The organism is Dyella kyungheensis, from assembly GCF_049913195.1.
Taxonomy (GTDB): domain Bacteria; phylum Pseudomonadota; class Gammaproteobacteria; order Xanthomonadales; family Rhodanobacteraceae; genus Dyella; species Dyella kyungheensis.
Genome location: NZ_CP183983.1, coordinates 4056247 through 4081548, shown reverse-complemented (window position 1 = coordinate 4081548; position 25302 = coordinate 4056247). Strand labels below are relative to the sequence as shown.

The 25302-nt window shown below is 64.9% G+C and carries 21 protein-coding genes; 16 read left to right on the top strand and 5 right to left on the bottom strand.

Translation table 11 applies throughout. The features are described from left to right. Positions 1-18 precede the first annotated feature (18 nt). The 3 genes from ACN9MB_RS18445 to ACN9MB_RS18435 all read right to left on the bottom strand — a co-directional run bounded on the left by ACN9MB_RS18445 (position 19) and on the right by ACN9MB_RS18435 (position 2469). Positions 19-513, bottom strand: a complete 495-nt coding sequence (locus ACN9MB_RS18445; RefSeq protein ID WP_426269837.1) for an Ohr family peroxiredoxin — start codon at positions 511-513, stop codon at positions 19-21. Between the two features lie 3 nt (positions 514-516). Then, positions 517-1287, bottom strand: coding sequence for an SDR family oxidoreductase (locus ACN9MB_RS18440; protein WP_426269836.1), 771 nt, complete (start codon positions 1285-1287; stop codon positions 517-519). 111 nt (positions 1288-1398) lie between these two features. After that, entirely contained in the window at positions 1399-2469 is a 1071-nt protein-coding gene (locus tag ACN9MB_RS18435) for a LysR family transcriptional regulator (RefSeq protein WP_426269835.1), read from the bottom strand. 226 nt (positions 2470-2695) lie between these two features. On the opposite strand from ACN9MB_RS18435, the gene ACN9MB_RS18430 reads away from it, so the two are divergent. Beyond that, positions 2696-3460 (top strand): SDR family oxidoreductase, encoded by a 765-nt coding sequence (locus ACN9MB_RS18430; protein ID WP_426269834.1) that lies wholly within the window; start codon positions 2696-2698, stop codon positions 3458-3460. 146 nt (positions 3461-3606) lie between these two features. Further along, a complete protein-coding gene (locus ACN9MB_RS18425; RefSeq protein ID WP_204637107.1) occupies positions 3607-4014 on the top strand; it encodes a cupin domain-containing protein in 408 nt (135 codons plus the stop codon). Between the two features lie 19 nt (positions 4015-4033). Here ACN9MB_RS18425 and ACN9MB_RS18420 read toward each other — a convergent pair whose 3' ends face one another. Next, positions 4034-4993, bottom strand: a complete 960-nt coding sequence (locus ACN9MB_RS18420; RefSeq protein ID WP_239535970.1) for an RNA polymerase sigma-70 factor — start codon at positions 4991-4993, stop codon at positions 4034-4036. Between the two features lie 225 nt (positions 4994-5218). Between ACN9MB_RS18420 and ACN9MB_RS18415 the strand changes: the two genes are divergently transcribed. Next, positions 5219-6106, top strand: coding sequence for a hypothetical protein (locus tag ACN9MB_RS18415; RefSeq protein WP_426269833.1), 888 nt, complete (start codon positions 5219-5221; stop codon positions 6104-6106). Between the two features lie 21 nt (positions 6107-6127). Here ACN9MB_RS18415 and ACN9MB_RS18410 read toward each other — a convergent pair whose 3' ends face one another. Continuing rightward, positions 6128-6661 (bottom strand): gluconokinase, encoded by a 534-nt coding sequence (locus ACN9MB_RS18410; RefSeq protein ID WP_426269832.1) that lies wholly within the window; start codon positions 6659-6661, stop codon positions 6128-6130. Positions 6662-6845: 184 nt separating this feature from the next. On the opposite strand from ACN9MB_RS18410, the gene ACN9MB_RS18405 reads away from it, so the two are divergent. From ACN9MB_RS18405 to ACN9MB_RS18345, 13 genes are all read left to right on the top strand, one after another. Then, positions 6846-7361: an RNA polymerase sigma factor gene (locus ACN9MB_RS18405; protein WP_426269831.1), complete on the top strand. Its 516-nt coding sequence runs from the start codon at positions 6846-6848 to the stop codon at positions 7359-7361. Continuing rightward, the gene (locus ACN9MB_RS18400) at positions 7354-8469 is read left to right on the top strand and encodes a FecR family protein (RefSeq protein WP_426269830.1); all 1116 of its coding nucleotides are present in this window, start codon (positions 7354-7356) and stop codon (positions 8467-8469) included. Before ACN9MB_RS18405 ends, ACN9MB_RS18400 begins: the two co-directional genes overlap by 8 nt. Before the next feature lie 128 nt (positions 8470-8597). Beyond that, positions 8598-11399, top strand: coding sequence for a TonB-dependent receptor domain-containing protein (locus tag ACN9MB_RS18395; protein ID WP_426269829.1), 2802 nt, complete (start codon positions 8598-8600; stop codon positions 11397-11399). A 77-nt stretch (positions 11400-11476) separates the two neighbouring features. Continuing rightward, a complete protein-coding gene (locus ACN9MB_RS18390; protein ID WP_426269828.1) occupies positions 11477-13009 on the top strand; it encodes a CehA/McbA family metallohydrolase in 1533 nt (510 codons plus the stop codon). 376 nt (positions 13010-13385) lie between these two features. Beyond that, positions 13386-14342, top strand: coding sequence for an HAD family hydrolase (locus ACN9MB_RS18385; RefSeq protein ID WP_426269827.1), 957 nt, complete (start codon positions 13386-13388; stop codon positions 14340-14342). Between the two features lie 98 nt (positions 14343-14440). Then, a complete protein-coding gene (locus tag ACN9MB_RS18380; protein ID WP_426269826.1) occupies positions 14441-16108 on the top strand; it encodes an arylsulfatase in 1668 nt (555 codons plus the stop codon). Between the two features lie 200 nt (positions 16109-16308). Next, complete coding sequence (locus ACN9MB_RS18375; protein ID WP_426269825.1) at positions 16309-18822, top strand: fused MFS/spermidine synthase; 2514 nt, start codon at positions 16309-16311, stop codon at positions 18820-18822. Between the two features lie 17 nt (positions 18823-18839). Continuing rightward, positions 18840-19820 carry an AAA family ATPase gene (locus tag ACN9MB_RS18370; protein ID WP_426269824.1) on the top strand — a complete coding sequence of 327 codons (981 nt, stop codon included), beginning with the start codon at positions 18840-18842 and terminating at the stop codon, positions 19818-19820. Between the two features lie 10 nt (positions 19821-19830). Continuing rightward, on the top strand, positions 19831-20781 hold the full coding sequence (locus ACN9MB_RS18365) for a DUF58 domain-containing protein (protein WP_426269823.1): 951 nt from the start codon (positions 19831-19833) through the stop codon (positions 20779-20781). 5 nt (positions 20782-20786) lie between these two features. Then, positions 20787-21290, top strand: a complete 504-nt coding sequence (locus tag ACN9MB_RS18360) for a DUF4381 domain-containing protein (RefSeq protein WP_426269822.1) — start codon at positions 20787-20789, stop codon at positions 21288-21290. Further along, positions 21277-22299, top strand: a complete 1023-nt coding sequence (locus ACN9MB_RS18355) for a VWA domain-containing protein (protein WP_426269821.1) — start codon at positions 21277-21279, stop codon at positions 22297-22299. Before ACN9MB_RS18360 ends, ACN9MB_RS18355 begins: the two co-directional genes overlap by 14 nt. A gap of 3 nt (positions 22300-22302) precedes the next feature. Beyond that, positions 22303-23913 carry a VWA domain-containing protein gene (locus ACN9MB_RS18350; protein ID WP_426269820.1) on the top strand — a complete coding sequence of 537 codons (1611 nt, stop codon included), beginning with the start codon at positions 22303-22305 and terminating at the stop codon, positions 23911-23913. Further along, entirely contained in the window at positions 23910-25244 is a 1335-nt protein-coding gene (locus tag ACN9MB_RS18345; RefSeq protein WP_426269819.1) for a hypothetical protein, read from the top strand. Before ACN9MB_RS18350 ends, ACN9MB_RS18345 begins: the two co-directional genes overlap by 4 nt. Positions 25245-25302: the final 58 nt, after the last annotated feature.

Here is a 25302-nt window from a genome sequence, read left to right as displayed (position 1 = left end):
CTCACATGGCCAACGCTGCTAGGAATCGAGCGATACCACGCATGCGATGCCGTCCCTGGCCATCTTGCTGTAGGGACAGATACGTTCCGTGTTGCGCACCAGCTCCTCGGCCATGGCCGGGTCCATGTGGGGCAGGCTGATGCGGATGTCCGCCGTGAGCGTGAACAGGCCATCGACCGGATCGCGCCCGAAGGTGACCGAGGCGGTGACCGCTGCATCGGGAATGGCCACCTGCGCGCGGGTCGCCAGCAGGTTCAGGGCGCCGTGGAAACAGGCGGCATAGCTCGCGGCAAACAGTTGCTCGGGGTTGGTTCCTTCACCGTTCCCGCCAAGCTCGGGTGGCATCCTCAAGCTCAGCTCGAGGCTGCCGTCCTGCGATCGAGCCGTGCCGGTGGCGCGCCCATGCCTGGCCTCGCCACCGGTGACGTGCACCGTCGCCGTATACAGCGGCTGGAAATCCGCGCCACGGTATTTGTCGAGCAGCGACGGCGGGGGCGGCTGCGGTCGCTTCATGATTCAGGCTTTCGCCGCTGCCTGCGCATACGAGGAATGATCGAACCAGGATTGAAAGCCGATCCTGCCGAGTCGCGCGTTGGCGGCGGGCAGCAACGTGTCTTTCTCCAGCTGCGCGCCGAAGTAGGGTGTACGTGCATCCGCGAAGACCTGGTGCGGATCGTGCGTGAGCTTGAGGAATCGCTCCACCAGCTGGGACATGTCGACCTTGTCCGGCCCCGCGATTTCCACCACGCCGTTCACGGGCGTGCCGAGTGCATAGTCGGTGACGGCATCGGCAACGTCGTCGGAGGCGATGGGTTGCATCAGCGCACTCGACACATGGATGCCCTGCTCACCGGTGGCGGATTTGACGATGCTGCTGAGGAATTCGAAGAACTGCGTGGAGTGGACGATGGTATAGGGCACGCCCGAGGCGCGAATGATCTTCTCCTGCGCGATCTTGCCGCGGAAGTAGCCGCTGGCCGCAAGACGGTCGGTGCCCACCACGGACAAGGCGAGATGATGTTTCACGCCGGCCTTCTTTTCCGCTGCAAAGAGATTCCGGCCGGACGTCTCGAAGAAATCGAGCACGGCCTGGTCTTCGAACGACGGCGAGTTGGCGACGTCGACGACGATCTGCGCGCCGGCCATCGCCTGCTCGAGACCTTCGCCGGTCAGCGTGTTGACGCCGGAGGCGGGCGATGCCGCCAGCACCTCGTGACCCCGCTGGCGCAGCCGTTCGACCACCTTGCTGCCGATCAGTCCGCTACCGCCGATAACTACGATCTTCATGGGACACCTCTCGCTGGGGCAAACGCCGATGCGTTGGAAGACTCATGGTAGGCGTGGCTCGCGCGAGCCCGGTAGACATCGCGGCGGGCTCACCGTGTTGCCTGCGATGCATCAATCCACGCGGTCCTGCAGGCGCGGATGAACGATGTGGCCATGCCCGGGCGCAAGCAGGTTGCCGACGCCGGCAGCAGGCGGCGCAGGCGACAGGCCTCTCACGTACTGCAGATCCATCGCGCGTATCGCATCGGTCATGTAATCGATGAACACGCGCACTCGCGCGGGCAGTTGTTGCCTGCTGAGATAACAAAGGTAGTGGCCACGGTCGTCGGGTGCATGGGCGGCGAGGCAGGACACCAGCCGTCCTTCGCGCAGGTGTTCAGCCACCTGATAGCCCGCCAGCTGGGCGATCCCAGCGCCGTCGAGCACGCTTTGCAGCACCAGGTCGACATCGTTGAACGTGCACAGGGACGGCGGCACGAGCTTGTGCCTGTGTCCGCCCACCTTGAACTCCCATTCCGCGATGCGTCCCGAGGCCGTGCGGAAGTTGATGCAGCTGTGCTCGGCCAGTTCGTCGACGCTGCGCGGCAAGCCGTGGCTGGCGACATAGCCGGGCGACGCGCACACCAGCATCTGCATCGGCACCAGCCGCTTGGCCACGATCTGGCTGTCTTCCAGCTGCCCTTCGCGGAAGGCGAGATCGATGCGATCGGAGGTGAAGTCGGTCGGGCGGTCGTCCAGCAGCAGATCGATCGAGATCTCGGGATAGCGGACCCGGAAGCCGGCCAGCAGCGGTGCGACGATCTGGCGGCCGAAACCCGCGCTGACGCTGATGCGCAGATGCCCCCGCGGCGGCCCCTCGCGAAGTTCGCGCATGTCCTCCAGGGCCTGCACGATGCGTTGCACGCCCGGATGGCAGTTCTCGTAGAACAGCTCGCCTTCGCGGGTGAGCGAGGTGCTGCGGGTGGTGCGCAGGAACAGCCTCGCGTTGAGTTGAGACTCGAGCTTGCGCACGCTGCGGCTCACCGCGGAGCGTCCGACGCCCAGCCGGTCGGCGGCGCGCGCAAAGCTGCCCTCGGCAGCGACCGCCATGAAGGCGACGACACCGGCATAACTGGCCGTAAAGCTCGACGCGAGGGAATCGGCGGCGTCGCCCTGAGGCTTGTCATGAAGGTTGGCGGTCATGTGCGAGGTACCTCGTCGGGTGCTGCCGGGTGACATGGGGCAGGGGCGCGCGCATGCGGCCCGCGCGGCGCCTCCCATACCCTCTAGTCGGATGAGACGGGGCGTTTGTGACGTCGGCTCCGGATTGGTGCCTCGCCGACAACTCGATATGTCCCTTGTCGTATCTATTGATGCGCCGGGGCGCGGCCTAGCATCCGATGCCAACGGGCGACGATGGAGGTGGGCCGTGAAGATCGTGGTGATCGGCGGCAGGGGGCTGGTGGGCAGGAATATCGTTCGCCGGCTGCGCGAACAGGGGCATGAGGTATCGGCCGCGTCGCGCTCCACCGGCGTGGACATCGTGACGGGCGTGGGGCTCGCTGACGCGCTGGCGGGTGCCGACACCGTGGTCGACGCCAGCAACTCGCCCGAGCTGGAAGGTCTGGCGCCCTTCGAATTCTTCCGCAAGGCGATCGACAACCTGCTTCAGGCGGAAGCCGATGCCGGTGTGAAGCATCATGTAGCGGTCTCGGTCGTGGGCACCGAGCGCATGGCGGACAGTCCGTATTTTCGCGGCAAGGCGCTGCAGGCGGCGCGCATTCGCGCCTCCGGCATTCCCTTCACCATCGTGCATGCCACCCAGTTCTACGAGTTCCTGCTGCAGATCGTCGAACTCAGCGTGTATGAGCAGACCCTGCGTCTTTCGCCTGCCTATATCCAGCCGGTCGCTTCGGCCGATGTGGCGGTGGCCATGGCCGAGCTTGCGCTCCGTCCGCCGCGGAACGCCGTGCTCGAAATGGCCGGCCCCGACCGCGAACGGTTGTCCGAGCTGATTCAACGATTCCTGGTCGAGATCGAAGCGCCGTACGACGTGATAACCGATCCGCTCACCCCGTACTTCGGCGCCACGCTCGACGACGAATCGCTAGTGCCGGGACGCGATGCGCGCCTGTGCAGCACAGGGTTCGGCGCCTGGCTCAAGCAATCAGAGTATTGGGGTGCCAACTGGTGAGCGCGCCGCGTCATTGGCAGTGGCGCACCGACGCCGGCCGCATTGATGCCAATCGTGCAACACCGTGAGCACCTGCGCAGATCTAGCGAACGCTGCGCGGCGCGCCTAGCCTCGTTGCCAGAGGTCACACCAAGAGGAAGTCCGTCATGCTCAAGTCCATCTCCTGCACCATCGCCGCGCTGCTGCTTTTCGTGGGAAGCGCGGTTGCCGCGGAACAGCCTGCGCCGGAGGCGGTGGTGTCGTCGCTTCTGACCAAGGCGTTGAACGACTATCCCGGCAAGGAAGTCCAGATGATCACCGTGGACTACCCGCCGGGCGCGGTCGATCCCGTGCATCGCCATCATGCGCATGCGTTCGTGTATGTGCTCGAAGGATCGATCGTGATGGGCGTGCGTGGCGGCAAGACCGTTACCCTGATGCCGGGTCAGACGTTCTACGAGGGACCGGACGACGTGCACACGATCGGCCGCAACGCCAGCCAGACCAAGCCGGCGAAGTTCGTGGTGTTCCTGATCAAGGGCGTTGGTGCGCCCGTGCTGACGCCGGCGACCTGACCGGCGCCTGCCGGCGGTATCACAGCGGCGTGAACAGCATCACCTGCAGCTGGGAGGCGATGCGCGCGAGTTTCGCCGGATTGCGCTGCACGCGGACGCGGGTGATGCGCTCGCCGTCCGTTTCGATGGACTGGACCGACTCCAGTGCATCGTCGAAATAGCGCAGCATGGCCGACTGGCCGTTGATCGACGCCAGTTCGATGCGCAGCCCGCTCTTGTAGCGAAGATTGGAAGCGTAGAACAACTGCGCGATGCGCTGACCGCCGACCATCGGCTTGGGGAAACTGGTGACTCTGCCGCCGCCATCGCCGACCAGTTCCGCATCCTCGGCAAGCAGCGACTTGATCAGCTGGAACTCGCCTTTGCCAAGCGCCTGCGCAAAGCGCTGCACGATGTGCCTATGCGACTCGGACGAAACGGCATAACGGGGTTCGCCGTCGCGCAGCTGCGATTTCGCGCGGTGCACGATCTGGCGCGTTGTGGCCTCGCTCTTGTTGATCGCGCCGGCGACATCGGGGTAATCCACGTCGAACACCTCGCGCAGCAGGAAGGCCGCGCGTGCCTCGGGGGAAAGCCGTTCGAGCAGCGAGAGCAGGGCCACCGAAACCTCGCTGGAACGTTCCTCGATCTGCTCGGGCGTCGGCGGGCTTTCCGTGAGCACGGGCTCGGGCAGCCAGATGCCCACATAGTTCTCGCGGCGGGCCTTGAGCGTGCGCAGACGGTCGATCGACACCCGCGTGGTGGCGGTGACCAGCCACGCTTCGAGGTTGCGGATGAGCGACTGTTCGGCGCCGTGCAGGCGCAGCCATACGTCCTGCACGACGTCTTCGGCGTCGGCGACGGAACCCAGCATGCTGTATGCAATGCCCTGCAGCCGGGCACGCAGTCGCTGGAAAATGGCGTTGACGTCGTTCACGGCAATAAGGGGCCTCGGCGTGCGGGTGCTGGTCAACGAGATATCGAGTTTGCGACAGGCCATGCTAGCCAACCATCCGACTTCCGTCGTAGTGGACTTGCACGATTGCACGGGATCGGCTCCCCGAGCGTGCAGCACGGGGTACGAGTCCGCTGCATGCGTCGCGTATTTTTCACCGTGCCTGGCGCATCATCAACCATTCGCGTCCGGCACATGCGCAAATCACGGCTTGCGCTGCGAATGCCTTGCACGGGACGTGCGGGTTAGCCCCTTTCAAGAGTGACGATCATGCGTTCCATCCAGCGAATTCTCCTGCAGACCACCATTCCCCATGCGGACGACGACTGGCATATCGGACGCTTCAGTCTGTTGCGGCAATGCCTGGCCGACCTGCGGGCCGACGATGGCCAGCCGTTGTTCGACGTCACCGCGCGGGATCGCGATGCGCTGGGTGCGCCCGACAGCGTGCTGTCTGCATTGGACCGCTCGCCCTACGATCAGTTGTGGCTGTTTGCCGTGGATACCGGCGATGGCCTGACCGAAGCCGATTGCGCGGCGATCGGCCGCTTCCGTGAGCGCGGCGGTGGCATGCTGGTGGCGCGCGATCACATGGACCTGGGAAGTTCGGTGTGCACCTTGGGCGGCGTGGGTGCGGCCCACTTCTTCCATTCCAAGCACCCCGATCCCGATCCCACGCGACGGCAGATCGACGATACGGTGACCACCAACATCCTGTGGCCCAATTACCACTCCGGCGCCAACGGCGACTTCCAGCGCATCGAGGCTTGCCTCCCCGTGCATCCGGTGTTGCGCGATGCGGGTTCGCCGGAAGGGACGATTCGCTTCCTGCCGGCGCACCCTCATGAAGGCGCGGTAGGAAAACCCGAGCACGACGACTCGGCGCGGGTGATTGCAAAAGGGCGCAGCCAGGCCAGTGGCCGCGAATTCAATCTCGCCGTCGCCTTCGAACCCTCCGCAAGCGCGGGGCCGGCGATTGCCGAATCGACCTTCCATCATTTCGCCGATTACAACTGGGATCCGTCGAAAGGCTCGCCAAGCTTCGTCAGCGAACCGCCGGGCAATGCATTGGGAGGGTCGCCGGAGGCCCGGCATTCCGTTCGGCAGTATGTGAAGAACCTGGCGATCTGGCTGGGCAGCGGACGTGCATCATCCTGATGCGCGCGCGACAACGCTGCATCAAGTGCGCGCACCCGGTGCGCTTGTGGTACGCCACCATGCCTGTGCCCGCTCAACGACGACGTGCAGCGGTTCGCAGGCATCCACCGTCAGCACGAGCGGCTCGTCCGTGGGCGGCTCCAGATCGCGGAACTGGCTCTGCACCAGCGTGGCAGGCATGAAATGACTGGAGCGGTGCTTGACGCGTTCCGTGGCGGCTGCAGGCGATAGCTGGAGAAAGACGAAACCGAGCTCTGGCACGGCGGTTCTCAACAGATCGCGATAGCGACGCTTGAGCGCGGAGCAGGCGAGTACGGCAAGCTCGTGCGCGGCAACCGTCCGCGTGAGTTCGGCGGCCAGCTGTTCCAGCCAGCCCTGGCGATCGGCGTCGGTCAGTGGGATGCCGGCCTGCATCTTCTGCACATTCTGTGGAGGATGGTAGGTGTCGCCTTCGATCATGCGTGCACCGATATGCTTGGCGAGTGCGCTGGCGACGCTGCTTTTGCCGCAGCCGGATACGCCCATGACCACGGTGGCGCGCATGGGATCCTGCATGCTCATTTTGCCTGGCCCGCTGATCGCGTTTCGCCTGCTGTCCATTCGGCGAGGATACTGTGACCACGGTCGCGATGGTCATCTCAAAGCCGCCGAAGTCACGAAGCCGTCATAAGCCCGCCCTAGGCTCCTTGCGGTCTGAGTGCCGTAGCCTTCCTCGGCAAATGCGGTCGGAGGTGGCGCGGTGCGTGAAAAGCATGGGGCGTGGTCGGCGTTGTTCGCGGAAAAAGGCGCCACGCTGAGCAAGTATTTCCTGCGCCGGGTGGCGCATCGATGGGACGCGCAGGACTTGGTGCAGGAGGTCTATCTGCGCCTGTTGCGCATCGAACCGGCCGACGCGGCCAATATCCGCAGTCCCGAGGCCTATCTGTTCACCGTCGCCGCGAATCTGGTGAAAGAACACGCCGTGCTCCGCCAGCAGCAGCCAATGGGCAGCGACGAACTGGAGCAGGTGGTCGAGCAGCTGGCTGCGCCCACCAATCTCGAGGCGGACATGGACAGCGAGCTGCGCCAGCAGCGCCTGGGCGTGCTGATCGATCGCCTCTCGCCCAAATGCAAGGCCGTGCTGATCATGCACTACCGCGACGAGCTGTCGTATCGCGAGATCGCCGAGCGCATGGCCATCTCGACCAGCATGGTGAAGAAGTACATCGTGAAAGGCTTGGCAGCATGCCGGCAAAGGATGGCCGACTATGAATGATTCCACCCAGTTCGATGCCGCACGACAGGCGCGCCGCATCACCGAACAGGCCGTGTCCTGGTACATCGAGCAGCAGGAGCCGCTGAGCGAACGCCAGCGCGTGGCCTTCCTCAACTGGCTGCGCGCTTCGCCGCGGCACGTGGCGGAGTACTTCGCGGTGGCGCAGATGCACGGCGATTTCAAGGCGGCCGCGATACTGAAGACGATCACCGCCGAGGAATTGGTGGAACGGGCCGGCCGCGACAGTCCCGTGGTGATGTTCCCGCTGATGGGCAGCGCCATCGCCAAGGAACATCGGCCGCGTACGGGCCGCGCGCGTCGCGTGGCTGCCCGCACGGCCGGTCTGGTCGCGGCGGTGCTGATGGCATGGCTTGGCGTGGGCTACTGGCGCGAGGCCAATGGGCGGGTGGAACGCAGTTTCCAGGGCGATACGGCGGCCGTGCGCAGCGTGACGCTGCCGGACGGAACGCTGGTTCAGCTCGACCAGAACAGCAGGATCGACGTGCATTTCGACGGGCGCTTCCGCCGCATCGAGGTGGTTCGCGGCAACGCCCTGTTCGATGTGGGCAAGGATGCGAAACGGCCGATGCTGGTGCACGTCGGCGGCCATGTGTTGCAGGACATCGGCACCGTCTTCGATGTGAAGCGTGAGGCGGGCGGCGACACGCTGACCGTGATCAGCGGTCACGTGCGCGTGCTCAATGCACTCGATGCGTCGCACAAGGACGAATTCGCCTCGCTGCTCGACGGCATTGCCGTGGCCGACCTCACCGCCGGCCAGCAGATTTCCCTGAACGTGGCGGGCGTGAGCACCAAGCAGCCGGCGCAGATCGCCAGGGCCACCGCCTGGCTGCCGTCGGAGATCCGCTTCCAGCACGAAACCATCGGCAACGTGGCGCGACGGTTCAATGCGTATACGAGCAAGCCGCTGGTGATCGAGAACGAAAGCATTGCCGATGAACGCATCAGCGGCATCTTCCACGCGGACAATCCGCAGGCGTTTGCCGCCTATCTGTCAACGCTGCCGGATGTGCGTGTGGTGGAGGAGCGCGATCGCGTTCGCATCGTCGCTTCGAGCCGAACTGCAACAAAAGATGGATCCATGTAAGAAAAGATTCATGCAATCGGAGGTGCCCGGTTTCGCGCCGGAGGGCTCTTCAAAGGTATGGGCCGGCAAAAAGCGCTTTGCGCGCTGCATGCCGGCCACCACTTACCCCACTCAGAGCTGCTCCCCACATGCGTAATCGTTTGGCCTTCCAAATCGCACTCGCGCTTGGCGTGTGCCTTCCCCTGGCGGCGCTTGCCCAGGCGCCCGCTGCCACGCACACCACGGCGATCGCACCGATGCCGCTTTCCAAGGCATTGGAGAGCTTCTCGCATGAGGCAGGCATGCAGGTCGTCTATGGCTCCGAGATTCCGGACACCGTCCGCAGTCCGGGTGCCGATGCGGGCATTGCCCCGGAGCAGCAGTTGCGCCAGTTGCTCACGGGCACGGGTCTCAGCTATCGCCTGGTCACACCCAACACGGTGACGATCGTCCCGGGAAACGTGGCAGCCAATGCGGGCAACCCGGCCTCCGCTGCGGTGACGACGGCCGGTAGTGCGGGTGGCGAGGCATTGGCCGGCGACACGACGGCTGCTTCGGGAAGTGGCAAGAGCGCCAAGGATCTCGATCAGGTCGTGGTGACCGCCCGCTCCGGTGTGGACGAACGCACCAAGGCGCAGACCAGCTACTCGATCACCACCATCGACGAAGATCGCCTGCGCATGCAGAACCCCACCAGCGTCACCGAGGCCTTGAAGTCGGTGCCTGGCTTCTGGGTGGAAGCCTCCGGTGGCGAGGCCAGCGGCAACATTCGCGCGCGCGGCATTCCGGTGGACGGCTTCGGTTCGGTGAACCTGCTGGAAGATGGCATCCCGGTGCAGCACGATCCGGCCCTGGGTTATCTCAATGCGGACCAGGTGTTCCGCCTCGATGAAACCATCGACCGCATCGAAGTGGTGCGCGGCGGTCCGTCGTCGATCTTCTATTCGAACGCCCCGGCTGGCGCGATCAACTTCATTCCGCGCCAGGTTGGCGATTCCGCGGAAGGGCTGGTGAAGTACACGCTGGGCAATTACGGCCTCAATCGCCTGGACTTCTGGTACGGCACGCCCATCGGCGACGGCTGGAAGCTGAGCGCGGGCGGTTTCTATCGCCAGGACAACGGCATCCGCAGCCCGGGCTACACCAACGACCAGGGCGGCCAGTTGCGCGCCACGCTGTCCAAGCAGTTCGAGCAAGGCAGCATCAGCTTCGACATCAAGCGCATGGACGACAAGGTGGCGCTGGATCTGGGCATCCCGATGTTCCGCAATGCCAGCGGCGATTTGCAGGCCGTGCCGGGCTTCAACGGCAACTACGGCACGCTGGCCGGCCCGGAGACCGAACATATCCAGATGATCCAGGGCAACGGCAGCCTGTACAACTTCGACAACTCGCTGGGCACGCAGGTCAAGCGCACGCAGTTCACGGTGAAGTTCGACTACAACCTGGGCGACGACTGGAAGATCGCCGAGAACCTGCGCTACAGCGATACGGATACCGTGCGCAACGGCGTCTATCCGAACGCTGTGCAAACCGAAGCCGATTTCGCCGCCACGGCCAAGACGCAGCTTGTCAAGTACTACCCGAACGCCGCCGGCACGCAATTGCAGTATGTCGACAACGGTCAGGCCTATAACGCCAGCCCCAACAACGGTCTGGTGGTGACCGGCGGCCTGCGTGGCATCACCATGCCGATGAACGAGTTCACCAGCGACACGCGCCTGCTGCGCAAGTTCGAGTTCGGCGACCAGACCCACGACGTGACGCTGGGCTACTACTACGCGCACTTCAACCAGAGCTTCGATCGCTACTCGTCCACCGCCATCCTCACGGCGACGGACAATGCGCGTCTGCTCGACGTGGTGGCGGTGGATGCCGCCGGCAACGCGCTCGGCAAGCTCACCAACAACGGCATCTACGGTTACGGCTACGAGTGGGCGCATGCCAGCGGCACGTCGAGCACTAACGCGTTCTACGCTTCCGACGAATGGCAGGTCAACGACAAGCTGCGCATCGACGGCGGCGCCCGCTGGGAACGCGTGAATACCACCGGCTGGACGGAACTGTCGCAGAACGTGAACCTGGGCACGCCGCCGACCAACAACATCCTCACCGGCACCGGGCAATACGTCGACTACGATCACAGCTTCAGCAAGCTGGGCTGGACGCTGGGCGCCAACTATCAGTTCAGCGAACACCAGGGCGTGTTCGCGCGCTACACCTCCACCTTTCGCCTGCCGAACCTGAGCTCGTACATCACCACGCCGACGGCCACGCCGATCACGCAGACGATGGCGCTGCCGGAGATGGGTTACAAGTACAGCAACCGCTACATGGATGCGTACGCTACGTTGTTCTATACCAAGTACAACAACGTGAGCTTCAGCAACTACGTGTTCGATCCCAACTCGGGCGTGTCGACGCCGCAGACGGGCTACGCCGACACCGAGACGTACGGCCTGGAACTCGAAGGCACGTTCTATCCGTCCAAGTGGTTCGATGTGCAGTACACGGCGACGGTGCAGGATCCCAAGTACAAGGGCCTGACCTATACCACGGTGACCGCGGGCGCCCCGGTGCTGCTCGACTACGACGACAACCAGCTGATCCGCGTGCCGAAGAAGAGCTTCCGCGTGGTGCCGGGCGTGAACCTGCTGGACGACAAGCTGCGCCTGCAGATGTCCTACGAGTACGAAGGCCGCCGCTATGTCGATACGGCCAACTCGGTGGTGTTGCCGCAGTACCACACCATCGGCCTGAGCGCGCGCTACCAGATGACGCCGGAGCTCTCGTTCTTCCTGTATGCCGACAACCTCAACAACTCGCTCGGCCTGACCGAAGGCAACCCGCGTGCCGGCGAACTGGCCAGCAGCGATGCGACCAAGAGCGTGTTCATCGCGCGCCCGCTGTTGGGCCGCTCCTTCCGCGCCTCGGTGATGTACCGCTTCTGAGGCGACCGGCGTTTGGCATCCCGCGCGTCGCACCGCATGGCGGCGCGCGGGATGGTTTTTCCTCCAGGAAACTCCTCATGAACGAGAGTTCGCGTTATTCCTATCGCTTCCTGGCGCTGCTCGCGCTGTGGCTGGCGATCCTGGGCGTTGCCTGCGCCACCGACAACGAGCCGGACGTGGTGCTGCACGGCTCGCTTCAAGGCAGCGACAACCACACCTATCGCGAAGTGCCGTTCCAGGTGCCCAGCGGCGTCAATCGCATCACCGTGCAGTTCGAATCCACTGGCCGAACCGAACACACGACCATCGACCTGGGACTGGAAGACCCTGATGGCTTCCACGGCCCGCAAGGCCTGCGTGGCTGGACCGGCGGCAGCAAGCGCTTGTTTACCGTGGGCGTGCTCGATGCGACGCCGTCGTTTTCGCCGGGGCCGATCCAACCCGGACGCTGGGCGCTGTTGCTTGGCATTCCCAATATCCGCCCGACGTCCAAGGCGGATTTCACGGCGAAGATCTGGTTTGGCCATCCGGGCGATCCGGCCTGGCTTCCCGCGGTACTCAATCCGCCGCTGCGCAGCGGGCCGGGTTGGTACCGGGGCGATCTTCACATGCACGGCGCGCATAGCGATGGCAGCTGCCAGACCCAAAGCGGCGACGCACGCGTGCCGTGCCCACTGGTGTTCACCGTGGAAGACGCGGCGAAACGCGGGTTGGATTTCATCGCGCTGAGCGACCACAACACGGTGTCGCAAGCGAACGACATCCGCGAACTGCAGCCTTATTTCGATCGTCTGTTGTTGATCCCGGCGCGCGAAGTGACCACGTTCCAGGGCCACGCGAATCTGTTTGGCAGCACCGAGCCGCTGGATTTTCGCCTGGGCAGCAAGACCGTGCCCGACTGGAACGCGTTGCTGAAGCAGGCGGCGCTCCTGCACGGCGTGTTTTCCATCAATCATCCGAACCGCCCCAACGACGAAACCTGCATGGGTTGCGGCTGGACGCCGGAGCTGCCGGTGGACATGCGCGGATTCCAGGCCATCGAGGCGGTCAACGGCATGGATGCATCGAGCCCGAAGTACACCGGCATTCCGTTCTGGCAGGAGCAGCTCAACAAGGGCTTCCACTTGACCGGTATCGGCGGCAGCGACAACCACAACGCGAAGCTGCCGCTGCCCACGCCCGGTGGCAGCACGGCGATCGGCCTGCCCACCACCGTGGTGCACGCCAGCGAGCTGTCGATGAAGGCCATCCTCGATGGCATTCGCGCGGGTCACGTGTTCATCGACGCGCAGGGCAGTCGCGACCGTTCGATGGATTTCGTGGCGAGTGTGGATGATCGCTCGGCCGAGATGGGCGATACGCTGGCCGCGCCGGCGGGCAGTGCGGTGCACGTGACGATGCACGCGACGGCCGTCGATCGTGGCAGCGTCGAGATCATCGTGGATGGCCAACCGTTCCACCCGAGCACCGATATGTCGATCCACGGTGCCACCCAGGCGTTTGCGTTCGATTGGCCCAGCGACGGCAAGCAGCACTGGATGCGCGCCAACGTGCGTGCTGCGGATGGCGCGTTGCTGCTGGTGGGCAACTCGGTCTACCTCAACCACTGACCGCCATTGCCGAAGGCGCACCGTGATGGTTCTCGCGGTGCGCGCCTTCACTCGATCCTCACGAGCACGGGACAGGCGGCGCGATTTTCTGCGGTATCGCCGTTCACACCGTAGTTTTGCTTAGAACCCCTAGGTAGTCTCTCGAATTGTCAGTGCCTCCCAAATCCGCGACCGTGATCATCGGCGCGTCGTGTCACCGCGCCCGGGCCGGGCGCCGGATCCCATAGCGCGCCCATCATGAGTTGTCGTCGCTGACGCTGACGGCACCGATCCATGGGGAGATGCTTGGATGCACGCCGCCATTCGCCCTGTTAACCGCGGGGCATTCGCGCGAAACACCTGGGCGGTTCGCTGGGCGTTGTGCTGCATGCTTGGCATGCTCATATGGGCCAATGCCTGCGCGGCAGCGGACGACCCGCTGCCTTCCTGGAACGACGGCACCACCAAGCAGCAGATCCAGGGCTTCGTCAAGAAGATCACCACCACCGGCTCATCGGACTTCGTGGAGCCGGCCAAGCGCATTGCCGTGTTCGACAACGACGGCACGCTGTGGGCTGAGCAACCGGCCTACTTCGAATTCTTCTTCGCGCTGGACCAGGTGAAGGCGATGTCGCCCCAGCATCCGGAATGGAAGACCACCGAGCCGTTCAAGTCGGCCCTGGCGGGCGACATGAAGGGGCTCGCCGCGTCGGGCGAGAAGGGCATTCTGGAGTTGGTGGCCGTCACGCACTCAGGCATGACCACCGATGAGTTCGCGCGCAACGTGAGCCAGTGGGTATCCACGGCACGCCATCCCAAGACGCAACGGCCGTTCACGGAGATGGTCTACCAGCCCATGCTGGAGCTTTTGCACTACCTGCGCGACAACGGTTTCAAGACCTACATCGTCTCCGGCGGCGGCCAGGATTTCATGCGCGCCTGGGTTCCCGCGGTGTACGGCATTCCCCCCGAACAGATCGTCGGCAGCCAGGGCGAGTTGAAGTACGAGCTGCGCAACGGCACGCCCGTCCTGGTGAAGCTGCCCAAGGTGGCGCTGATCGACGACGGCCCGGGCAAACCCGTCGGCATCCAACGCGTCATCGGCGTCAAGCCGATCTTCGCGTTCGGCAATTCCGACGGCGATCAACAGATGCTCGAGTGGACCGCTTCCGGCGACGGCGCGCGTTTCGCTGGACTTGTTCACCACACCGACGCCGCCCGCGAATGGGCGTACGACCGCCAATCGAAGATCGGCAAGCTCGACAAGGCACTGGATGAAGCGAACGCCAAGGGCTGGACCGTGGTGGACATGAAGAAGGACTGGAAGGTCGTCTACCCCTCGGAAAAGCCATGACGCATGACGACGGCGCAGCGCCTTGAGCGCCGTTGCGGAATGAAAGATGTGATCGACGGTGGCTGCCCCGTGCAGTCGTGCACATTAGGAGGTTCCCCATGTTTCGCCCGTGGCAGCGCAGCACCTTACTCAAGTCACTGACGACGGTAGTCGCGACGGCGTTGCTCGTCGTGGCGGCTGTCACCCTTCAACCGCCCACCGCCAAGGCGCAACCGCCCGCGCAGGATCAGCAGCAGGATCAGGCGAACAGCGGCAAGCCGAACATCCTGGTGATCTTCGGCGACGACGTGGGCATCTCCAACATCAGCGCGTATTCGATGGGCCTGGTGGGCTATCGCACGCCCAACATCGACCGCATTGCGCGCGAAGGCATGATCTTCACCGACTACTACGGCGAGAACAGCTGCACGGCGGGCCGCTCCACCTTCATCACGGGTGAGAACGTCCTGCGCACCGGTATGTCGAAAGTGGGCGTGCCGGGTGCGCCCGTGGGCATCCAGGACGGCAACGTCACCATCGCCCAGGTCCTCAAGGGCATGGGCTACGGCACGGCGCAGTTCGGCAAGAACCATCTCGGCGACCAGGATCGTTTCCTGCCGACCAAGCACGGCTTCGACGAATTCTTCGGCAACCTCTATCACCTCAATGCCGAGGAAGAGCCCGAGCGTCCGTATTGGCCCAAGGACAATCCGGATTTCCTCAAGGTCTATAACCCGCGCGGCGTCCTGCACACCTTTGCCGACGGCAAGATCGAGGACAGCGGTCCGATGACCAAGAAGCGCATGGAGACCATCGACGACGAGACCACCGGCGCCGCGATCTCCTACATCCAGAAGCAGGCCAAGGCTGGCCAACCTTTCTTCACCTGGATGAACTTCACGCGCATGCACATCTTTACCCATGTGCGGCCGGAATTCGAAGGCAAGGCGGGCCTCGGTGCCGGCGACATGTATGCCGACGGCATGTGGGAAATGGACCAGAACGTGGGCAAGCTGCTCAAGGCCCTGGACGATGCCGGTATTGCCAAGAACACCATTGTCATCTTCACCACCGACAACGGTCCCAACTTCTTTACCTGGCCCGACGCGGCAAGCACGCCTTTCCGCAGCGAGAAGGATTCCAACTGGGAGGGTGCCTTCCGCGTACCCGCCATGATCCGCTGGCCGGGCCACATACGGCCCAACACCGTGAGCAATGCGCTGATCTCCGGTCTCGACTGGTTTCCCACCCTGGTGGCCGCTGCGGGCGATGGAGACATCGCCGGCAAACTGCTCAAGGGTTCGAGTTTTGGCGGCAAGAGTTTCAAGGTGCATCTGGACGGCTACAACTTCCTGCCGTACCTCACAGGCCAGACCAACGTGAGTCCGCGCACGGAATTCTTCTACTTCAATGACGACGCCGAAGTGGTCGCCATACGCTTCGACATGAACAGCAACGGCGCACAACGACCTACGGCCTGGAAGGTGGTGTTCTGCGAGCAGAAGGCGCCGGGCGGCATGCAGATATGGATGGAGCCGTTTGACTGCCTGCGCACGCCCAAGCTGTACAACCTGCGCATGGATCCCTACGAGAGGGCGGATATCGGGCCGACCAACGGTTACTACCAATGGGTAGCCGAGAACGCCTACTTACTGTTCGAGGGCAATCGCCGGGTCTTCAACATGCTGGCCACGTTCAAGGATTTCCCGCCGAGCCAGACGCCGGCGACGTTCTCGATCGATCAGGCCGAACAAGCACTCAAGCGCCAACTCGAACAGAAGAAATAAGCAGCACGCTTTAACGGCGGCACGGATGTCGCCGCAACGGAAGCAGGAAACGCCAGTTGTCGCAGCGATGCGCGACTGGCGTTTCGCCTTCTGACCGTTGCGATATCGGCGCCGGCCATTCCTACTTAAGTAACGAACCACACGCCGATTCCTCCCTATACTCAAAAGCAATCCAGCCTCGCGCGAGTTGCATGCCTGTCATGAAGCCTCCTCGTGTTGGACAACATGCCTTCGTGGCGAAGCGCGCGGTTTCCCCGCTGAATGCCGCGCTTGCGCTGCTGCTGTTTGGCTCCGGCGCGGCGTCGCTGGTGTACCAGCTGCTGTGGATCAAGCAGCTGTCGCTGGTGGTGGGCGTGGAGGTCTATGCCGTCACCATGGCGGTGAGTGCGTTCTTTGGCGGGCTGGCCGTGGGTGGTGCGTGGCTGGGGCGCAAGGCCGACGACCTGCAACGGCCGTTGAGGCTGTACGCCTTGCTGGAGGTCGCGGTGGCGATCCTGGCCGTGGCCGCAACGTTTGCGTTGGCGCACAGCGCGGCGGCATTCGCGCTGCTGGAGCAACGGGTCGGTTGGCTGGCCTGGCTGTTGCCGTTCGTGCTGGTTGGCGTTCCCGCGGTGGCGATGGGCGGTACGTTGCCTGTACTGGTACGTGCCGCGGCGCGCGGTAGTGTCGCCCGTACCGGCGGACGTCTCTACGCCGCCAATACGGCGGGCGCCATTGCCGGCGTACTGGCCGCTCCCTTTCTGTTGCTGCCTGTATTGGGCGTGCAGGGCTCGGCCTGGGCTGCCGCTTCGATCAATGGACTGGCGGCTGCGCTTGCGCTGGTGATCGATAGACGCATTGCGCTGCCTGCGCCTCCCGCGAAGGAGAAACAGGCGGGTGCCTCACCATCTGCGCGACTTGCGCTTGCCCTGTATGCCGTCGCTGGCGGCATCGCGCTGGGTTACGAGGTGGTGTGGTCGCAGACGGTCGTGCAGTTCATGAGCACGCGCGCATTCGCTTTTTCGGTGATGTTGGCGGTCTATCTGCTGGGCTTGATGGCGGGAAGCGCGATTTACGCGCGCTTTGCCGATCGCGTCCGCGATGGCTGGCTGGCGTTTGGCGTGCTGATTGCGCTGGCCGGTTTTGTCGCGCTGTTGCAGGTGAGCTTGCTCGGCGACTGGTTGCCCACGCTGCAAACCCAGGCATCGAATCTGACGATGGCGATCACGGGGAGCCGACTGGCCGCGATGTGCGCACGCTTTGCGGTCGCCGCGTCCGCGATCGTGCTGCTGCCCACGTTGTTTCTCGGCGCTGCGTTTCCCGCCGTGCTGCGTCTTTCTGCCCATCAGCAAAGCGCAGGGCGAAATGTCGGCCTGGCGCTGGCACTCAATACGCTGGGCGGCATCGCGGGCACCGCGCTGACCGGTTTCGTGCTCGTGCCTGCGTTTGGCCTGGTGCATTCGCTTGCGCTGCTGGCGATGGCGGCCTCCGTGGTGGGTTTGCTCGCCGTGTTCGCGGGCTCCGTGCAGCGTCCGCGCCTGCGCTGGAGCGTGGCGCTCGTCGCGGTCGCCTCGCTCGCGGTGGCGGCGCTCACGCCAGCGCAGAAACTCGCCGATCTGCTCGCGCAAGGGCGCGGCGGCGAGGTGACGTATTACGAGGAAAGCCGTGGCGGCACGGTGGCCGTGCTTGCGCAGGGGCAGGGCGAGCAGCGCTTCCACCGGCTGTACATCCAGGGCGTGTCCAATTCCGGCGATACGTTGCCGTCGCTGCGCTATATGCGGCTGCAGGCGCTGTTGCCCTTGATCATCCATCGCGGCGAGCCGCACTCGGCGCTGGTGATCGGATTCGGCACCGGCATCACGGCCGGTGCGCTGTCGCAGTATCCGGGGCTCAGCACGCGCGTATGCGCCGAGCTGTTGCCGGCGGTGGTGCGCGCCGTGCCGCAGTTCCAGGGCAATTACCGGGCTGGCAGCGATGGGGGCCTGGAGATTCGTTTGCGCGACGGCCGCCGCGAATTGCTGGCAAGCACGCAGACCTACGACATGATCACGCTGGAACCGCCGCCGCCTTCGGCCGCGGGCGTGGTGAACCTGTATTCGCGCGATTTCTACCAGCTGGCCGCCAGGCGGCTGGCGCCGGATGGCGTCGTCGCCCAATGGTGGCCCATTCCCACCCAGAACGATGAGGACTCACGCGCCATGGTGCGCGCCTTCCTGGACGCGTTTCCCCACGCCACGCTGTGGACCACGGAACTGCACGAAATGCTGCTGATCGGTTCGAACCAGCCGATCGAATTGGATGCCGCCCGGATCGAGCGGCGCTTCAACCAGCCCTCCGTGGCGAAGGCACTGGGCGAGGTCGGCATTGCATCGCCGGCCGCCTTGCTGGCCACCTGGATGGGCGATCGCGACAGCCTGGAGCGTTATGCGGGCAAAGCAGCTCCCGTGACGGACGACCGCCCGAACATCGAATACGCCACCTGGGTGCGCCGCAACGAGCTCGTTCGCGTGCTGCCCGAGCTCGTGGCCGTTCGCAACGAACCGCGCGTGCAAGGTGCCAGTCCCGAGCTCATCGCCGCGATGCATCACCAGCGCGACCTGCTTTTCACGTTCTACGCCGCAGGCCTGGCCGCCTATCAAGGCGATCGCGAGCATTGGTCGCAGGCGCTTGAACTGGTGCTGCAGGCCGATGGCCAGAACCCCTATTACCGCTGGATTGCCGGTGGCGGTCCCTGATCGAGCCGCGAGGTCACATGAACGCGAAAGAAGCCATGGCGACGCTGCAGACACAGATGGAACGCTCCATCATCGGCCAGCGCGACCTGATCCGGCAGATGATCGTCGGCTTGCTGGCCAACGGACATCTGCTGCTCGAAAGCCTGCCGGGGCTCGCCAAGACGCGTGCGGTGAAGAGCATGGCGAAGAACCTGGATACCGACATGCGGCGCATCCAGTTCACGCCCGACCTGCTTCCTTCCGACATCACCGGCACCGAGGTGCTGCACCAGCAGGGCGGCCAGAACATCTTCCAGTTCCAGCCCGGGCCGATCTTCGGCAACGTCATCCTGGCCGACGAGATCAATCGCGCCCCGGCGAAAGTGCAGGCGGCGCTGCTCGAAGCGATGGAAGAGCGGCAGATCACCGTAGCGGGCACCACCCACGCGATGCCTGAATTGTTCATCGTGATGGCCACGCAGAACCCCATCGAGCAGGAAGGCACCTACCCGTTGCCCGAGGCGCAGCTGGACCGGTTCCTGATGAAGGTACTGGTCGACTACCCGGACAAGGACAGCGAGATCCAGGTGCTCGAACTGGTGCGCAGCGAAGAAGTGGCCGCCTCCGCCAAGACCGCCGCCGCGCAGATCACACGCATCGAGCCGGCCAGCGTATTCGAGGCGCGCGGCGAGATCCATGCGATGCACGTGGCGCCCGCCATCGAGCAGTACATCATGGCGCTGGTCGACGCCACGCGTCATCCGGCCAACTACGACAAGGCGCTGGCCAGCTGGATCCAGATCGGTTCCAGCCCGCGCGGCGGTATTGCGCTGGAGCGCACCTCGCGCGTCAACGCGTGGCTGGATGGGCGCGGCCACGTCACGCCCGACGACGTCCGCGCGATGGCGCATCCGGTGCTTCGCCATCGCATCATGCTTTCCTACGACGCCAGCGCCGAAGGCATCCATGCCGATCAGGTGATCGACAAGATTCTCGAGCTGGTGGCGGTGCCGGCCTGAGCGCTGCGCCATGGCAGAGATAGCGGCCAGCGATGTCGGAACGGTCTATGTCACGCCCGCCCATCTGGCGCGCATGGAATACGACGCGCGCCGCCTCAACGCCACGCCGCACCGTCCGCATCACAGCATCCTGGCGGGCCGGCATGCGTCGCGGCTGCGCGGACGCGGCCTCAATTTCGAGGAGATCCGCGCTTACGTGCCGGGCGACGATCTTCGTCATCTCGACTGGAAGGCGTCGCTGCGTGTCGGCCGCGCCCTGGTGCGTTCGTATACCGAGGAGCGCGACCGGCCCGCGCTGTTCGTGGTCGACCAGCGCATCTCGATGTTCTACGGCACCCGCCGCGCGATGAAGTCGGTGGTGGCGGCGGAAGTCGCCGCGCTGGCGGCGTGGATGTCGTTCCAGGCGGGCGATCGCGCGGGCGCTGTGTTGTTCGACGACAGCGCAATCCACAGCATCCGCGCCCATCGCAGCCGGACGCGCGTGCAGGCCGTGCTGGGTGCGTTGGCACGCTGCAATCAGGCGTTGCGTGCCGACAGTCCCGTGCGACCCAACGCGGGACAACTGGACGCCGCGCTGCGGGCCGCCTTGCACTTGGCCACGCACGATTACCTGGTGTGCATCGTCAGCGACTTCTTCGGTGCGGACGAGCAGACGCTGCAACTGGTGCGGGAACTGGCCACGCACAACGACGTGGTCGCCGTGCTGGTGTTCGACCCGTCGGCGCGCGCCGTGCCCGCGCGCGGCAAGATCGTGGTGACCGAGGGCGAGCTTCAGGTCGAACTGGATTTTGCACGCAAGGCCATCCGCGAACCGCTGGGCGCCATGTTCGAGCAGCGCCTGGCGCGGACGGAGGATCTGGTACGCCGTTGCGGCGTGCCGATGCTGACCATCGATACCGAACAGCCCACGCTGTTGCAGGTGGCGCGGATGCTCGGCCACTTCGCGCAGCGGCGGAGTTGAGCGCGATGCTGCTGCCCGCCGCCAAAGTCCCGATAGCGTCCATCGCCGATCTCAAGGACATTCCGCAGCCGCCTCCGGTGTCCTATATGCCGCAGACAGCGGGTTGGTGGGTGCTGGGCGGCCTTATTCTGCTTGGCCTGCTCGTGTTTTCCTTGCTCAAGTGGCGCAAGTGGATGCGCAATCGCTATCGGCGTGAGGCACAGGCCGAGCTGGCTGCGATTGAAGATGCGCTGGTCGATCCGGCGCGGCGAGCCGACGCGATGGCCTCGATTCCTGCCCTGGTCAAACGCACGGTGTTGGCCTGGGCGCCGCGGCAACCGGTGGCGCCGATGAGCGGCGATGCGTGGCTTCGTTATCTCGACGGCACCTATGCCCAGGGCGGGTTCGTGCAAGGTCCCGGTCGCACGCTCGACCGGCTTGCCTACGGCGATGGCGCGATCGGCAACGACGAACTCGCCTCGCTGATGGCCTTGCTGCATCGATGGATCGACCACCATGTTCGAGCTTGAATACCCCTGGCTGCTGCTCCTGCTGCCGTTGCCCTTGCTGGCATGGTGGCTGCTGCCGCCCTACGGCGAACGCACGAAGGCGATTCGCGTGCCGTTCTTCGACGACCTGGCCAAGGCCACCGGGCAGACGCCGGCACGTGGCGCGGTGATCCTGCGCGGCAACTGGCTGCGGCGCATCCTAACGCCCGTATGCTGGGCGCTGCTGGTGTTGGCCCTGGCCGGGCCGCAGCGATTGGAGCCGCCGATCGAACGCACCGAATCGGCGCGCGACCTGCTGTTGGCGATCGATCTGTCCGGTTCGATGGCAACGCCGGACTTCCTCGATGCGCAGGGCCGGCGCGTCGATCGCCTGAGTGCGGTAAAGGGCGTGGTGGACGATTTCATCCGCCGTCGCGCCACCGACCGCATCGGGCTCATCGTGTTCGGCACCAATGCGTTTCCGCAGGCGCCGCTGACGCTCGATCACGTGGCCGTGCGCGAGTTGCTGGACGAATTGCGCGTGGGCATGGCCGGCGAGCAGACCGCCATCGGCGATGCGGTGGGTGTGGCGGTGAAGATGACCGCCAGTTCGCAACAGCGCGAACGCGTACTGATCCTGCTTACCGACGGCAACGACACGGCGGGTCGCATCCCGGCGGAGAAGGCCGCCGAGATCGCCAAGGCCAACCATATCGTCATCCATACCATCGGCATCGGCGACCCCGATGCCAAGGGTGAGAACCGCGTGGACCTGGCGGCGCTGCAGCGCATCGCGACGGCTACCGGCGGGCGAAGTTTCCGCGGCGAGAATGGCGAGCAGCTGGCAGGCATCTACGCCTTGCTCGATCGCGTCACGCCGAGCAAGGTCAAGCACTCGGTCTACCGGCCCAAGCTCAAGCTGTATTACATCCCGCTGGGCGCGGCCTTGTTGCTGATGATCGCCTATCACCTGCTGATGCTGGGTGTGCTGGCGCCATTGGCGCGCAGGCATGCCAGCGCATCGCTCTCGCCCGAGACGCCGGGGAGCTGAGCGATGGAGCAGGGTTTCCATTTCATCCGTCCGCTATGGCTGTTGCTGCTGCCGCTCGGCCCGCTGCTGCTGTGGTGGTGGCAGCGGCGCAACGATCCGCTGCAGCGCTGGAAGGGCATGATCGCGCCGCATCTGCTGGCCCATCTGGTGGTGGGCGACAGCGAGCACTGGCGTGCGCGTCCGATCCATCTCGTCTGCGCCGTGATCGTGATCGGCAGCATCGCCTGTGCCGGCCCGACCTGGGAACTGGAATCGCCACCGTTTGCGGAAGACCGCGCGCCGATGATGGTGGCGATGGATCTGTCGCCCGCGATGAATGCCATCGATGTGTCGCCTACGCGGCTGGAACGCGCGAAACAAAAGGTGCGCGACCTGATGAGCTTGCGGGTGGGTGGGCGCACCGGCCTGATCGTGTATACCAACACCGCGCACATGGTGTTGCCCCCCACGGACGATGCGGCGCTGATGGAGATGTTCCTTTCCGCGCTCAGCACCGACCTGCTGCCGGGCAAGGGTCAGAACGCCGCCGCCGCGTTGGCGCTGGCCGATCGGCTGCTCGATGCGGAAAGCGATCCCGGCACCATCGTGTTCTTCACCAGCGGCTTCGACGATGCGCAGATACCGGCATTCGTGGCGCATCACCAGCGCTCGCGCCAGCAGGTGTTGATGTTGGCCGTGGGCACGACCAAGGGCGGTCCCCTGCGTACCGCGTCCGGTGCCATGCAGACCGGACAGGATGGTGCGCCCATCGAGGCGAAGCTCGACGACCAGGCTCTGCAGCGACTCGCCTCGCAGGCGCATATCCCGCTCACCAGCATCACCGCCGGCAATGCCGACATGCAGTGGGTGCAGCGCGAGGCCTTGCATCACCTGCAGATCATGAACGACAAATCCTCCGTGCACTGGAAGGAATACGGCTATTTCCTGTGCTATCCGCTGGTGTTGCTCGGCGTGTTCTGGTTCCGTCGTGGTTGGGTGGTGCGATGGGTGCTCGTGCTGGGATTCGTCGGTGTCGGCGCGATGCCGTCGACGGCATCGGCCGCCGACTGGCAGGTGGCCGGCTGGTTCTTTACGCCCGACCAGCAAGGGCGCTGGTACTACGAGCATCGCGACTTCGAGCAGGCCGCGCAGCATTTCCAGAATCCGTACTGGAAGGGCCTGGCGCTCTATCAGCATGGACGCTGGGAAGACGCGCAGAAGATCTTCGAGACGCTGCCCGGCGCCGATGCGAAGCTGATGTCCGGCAACAGCTATGCGCACCAGTTCGAATACGAGGAGGCCAAGGATGCCTACAACGAGGCGCTGCGCATGCGCCATCCCTTCCCGGAGGCGGAAGCCAATCTGCAGTTGATGACGATCCTGATCAAGCAGCGGGCTGACGTCCCGCCGGAAAAGCAGGACGAGGATACGCGCCCCGACCAGATCAAGCAGGACAAGGAAGGCAAGCAGGGCAAGGACACCTCGACGGTGCAGGGCCAGCGCCTGATGCCATTGCCGGCCGACGTATGGATGCGCAATCTCAGCGTGTCGCCGGCCGATTTCCTGCGTACCAAGTTCAGCATCGAGAGCGGCCAGCCGGCCGCTGCGTCGAGCAATGGGGGAGCACCGCCATGAAGGCCTGGCTGGCGAGTTGTCTGTGCTGGGTCGCGATCATGGCGCACGCTGATCAAGCGGCGCCGCCAGCGCCTCCCGTGCAGGTGCGTGTGCACGCGGTGCCGTCCGGCTCGCTGATGCAGGGCGAGACGGCGCGTATCGCGGTGGATCTGCTCACGCCGGATTTCTTCACCGATGCCCCGGTGCTGCCCGAGCTGCATGTCGACGGTGCCTATCTGTCGCTGTCCGACGAGACGCCCGGTCACCTGGTGGAGACGGTGAATGGGCAAACCTGGTCGGGCGTTTCGCGCACCTATCTCATCACGCCGCTGATGTCGGGCGCGATGGAGATACCGTCGTTCGAGATCACCGCGCACGTGGGCGCCGCACGCACGCCGGTCAGCGTGCAGACCCAGCCGCTTTCGCTCAGTGTGCGTGCGCTGGTGTTGCCGCCCGATGTGAGCGAGGCGTTGATCGCCGGTTCGGTCAAGCTCACTCAGACCGTCACGCCACAGGACGGCAGCCTGCACGTGGGCGACACCGTCACGCGTCGCATCGAGATCGTGGCCGAAGGCGCACCGGCGATGATGTTGCCGCCGACGACCTTCGCGCCGGTCGATGGACTTACCTTGTACGCCGCCTCGCCAGTCACGCGCGATGCGGTCGACAGTCACGGCGGCTTCGTTGGTGGCGACCGCGTGGACACGGCCAGCTACGTGATTGGGCATCGCGGCCACTATCGTTTGCCGGCGGTCACCGTGCGCTGGCTGGACAGCCGCACCCGCCAATGGCGTGAAAGCACGGCACCCGAGGTGCGTTTCCACGCGTGGTGGGGCGCTCCGGACAAGCCACGCTTCGCCTTGCCTGAGCGTGGATTCATGCCACGCCTGATCGGCTGGCTTTCCAGCGATGCCGGTTTGGCCGTGCTGCTGCTGATCGTGCTGGGATGGATCGGCTGGTTCTTTCGCGATGCCTGCCGGCGCGGCTGGCAGCGATGGCGGGCATGGCGATATCGCCGGCGCCACTCTGAGCCGGTGGCCTTTCGTGCGGTCAGGCGCCAACGCCATGCCAGCTCGGCGGCCGTGGTGGCCGAGGCGGTCGATGCCTGGGTGCGCCGCGCAGCCGATGACGGTGCACCCGCGAGCGTCAGTGCATGGGCCAGCCGCTACGGCGACGCCACGCTGCGCGCGCAGTGGGCCGGCGTGCAGGATGCGCTGTACGGGCCGGGTGGATCGGCGTGGTCGGCATCGGCGCTGGTCGATGCGTTGGGCAGTGCAAGACAGCGCTGGAAACACAGCCGGCGCCGCTGGCGTCACCGGAGCGCGTTGCCGCCACTGAATCCGTTCGCCTGATCCATCCATCGTTGCGCTTTCACGGCTTCATCGCCCGCGGCCGCTACCATGCCCGCGC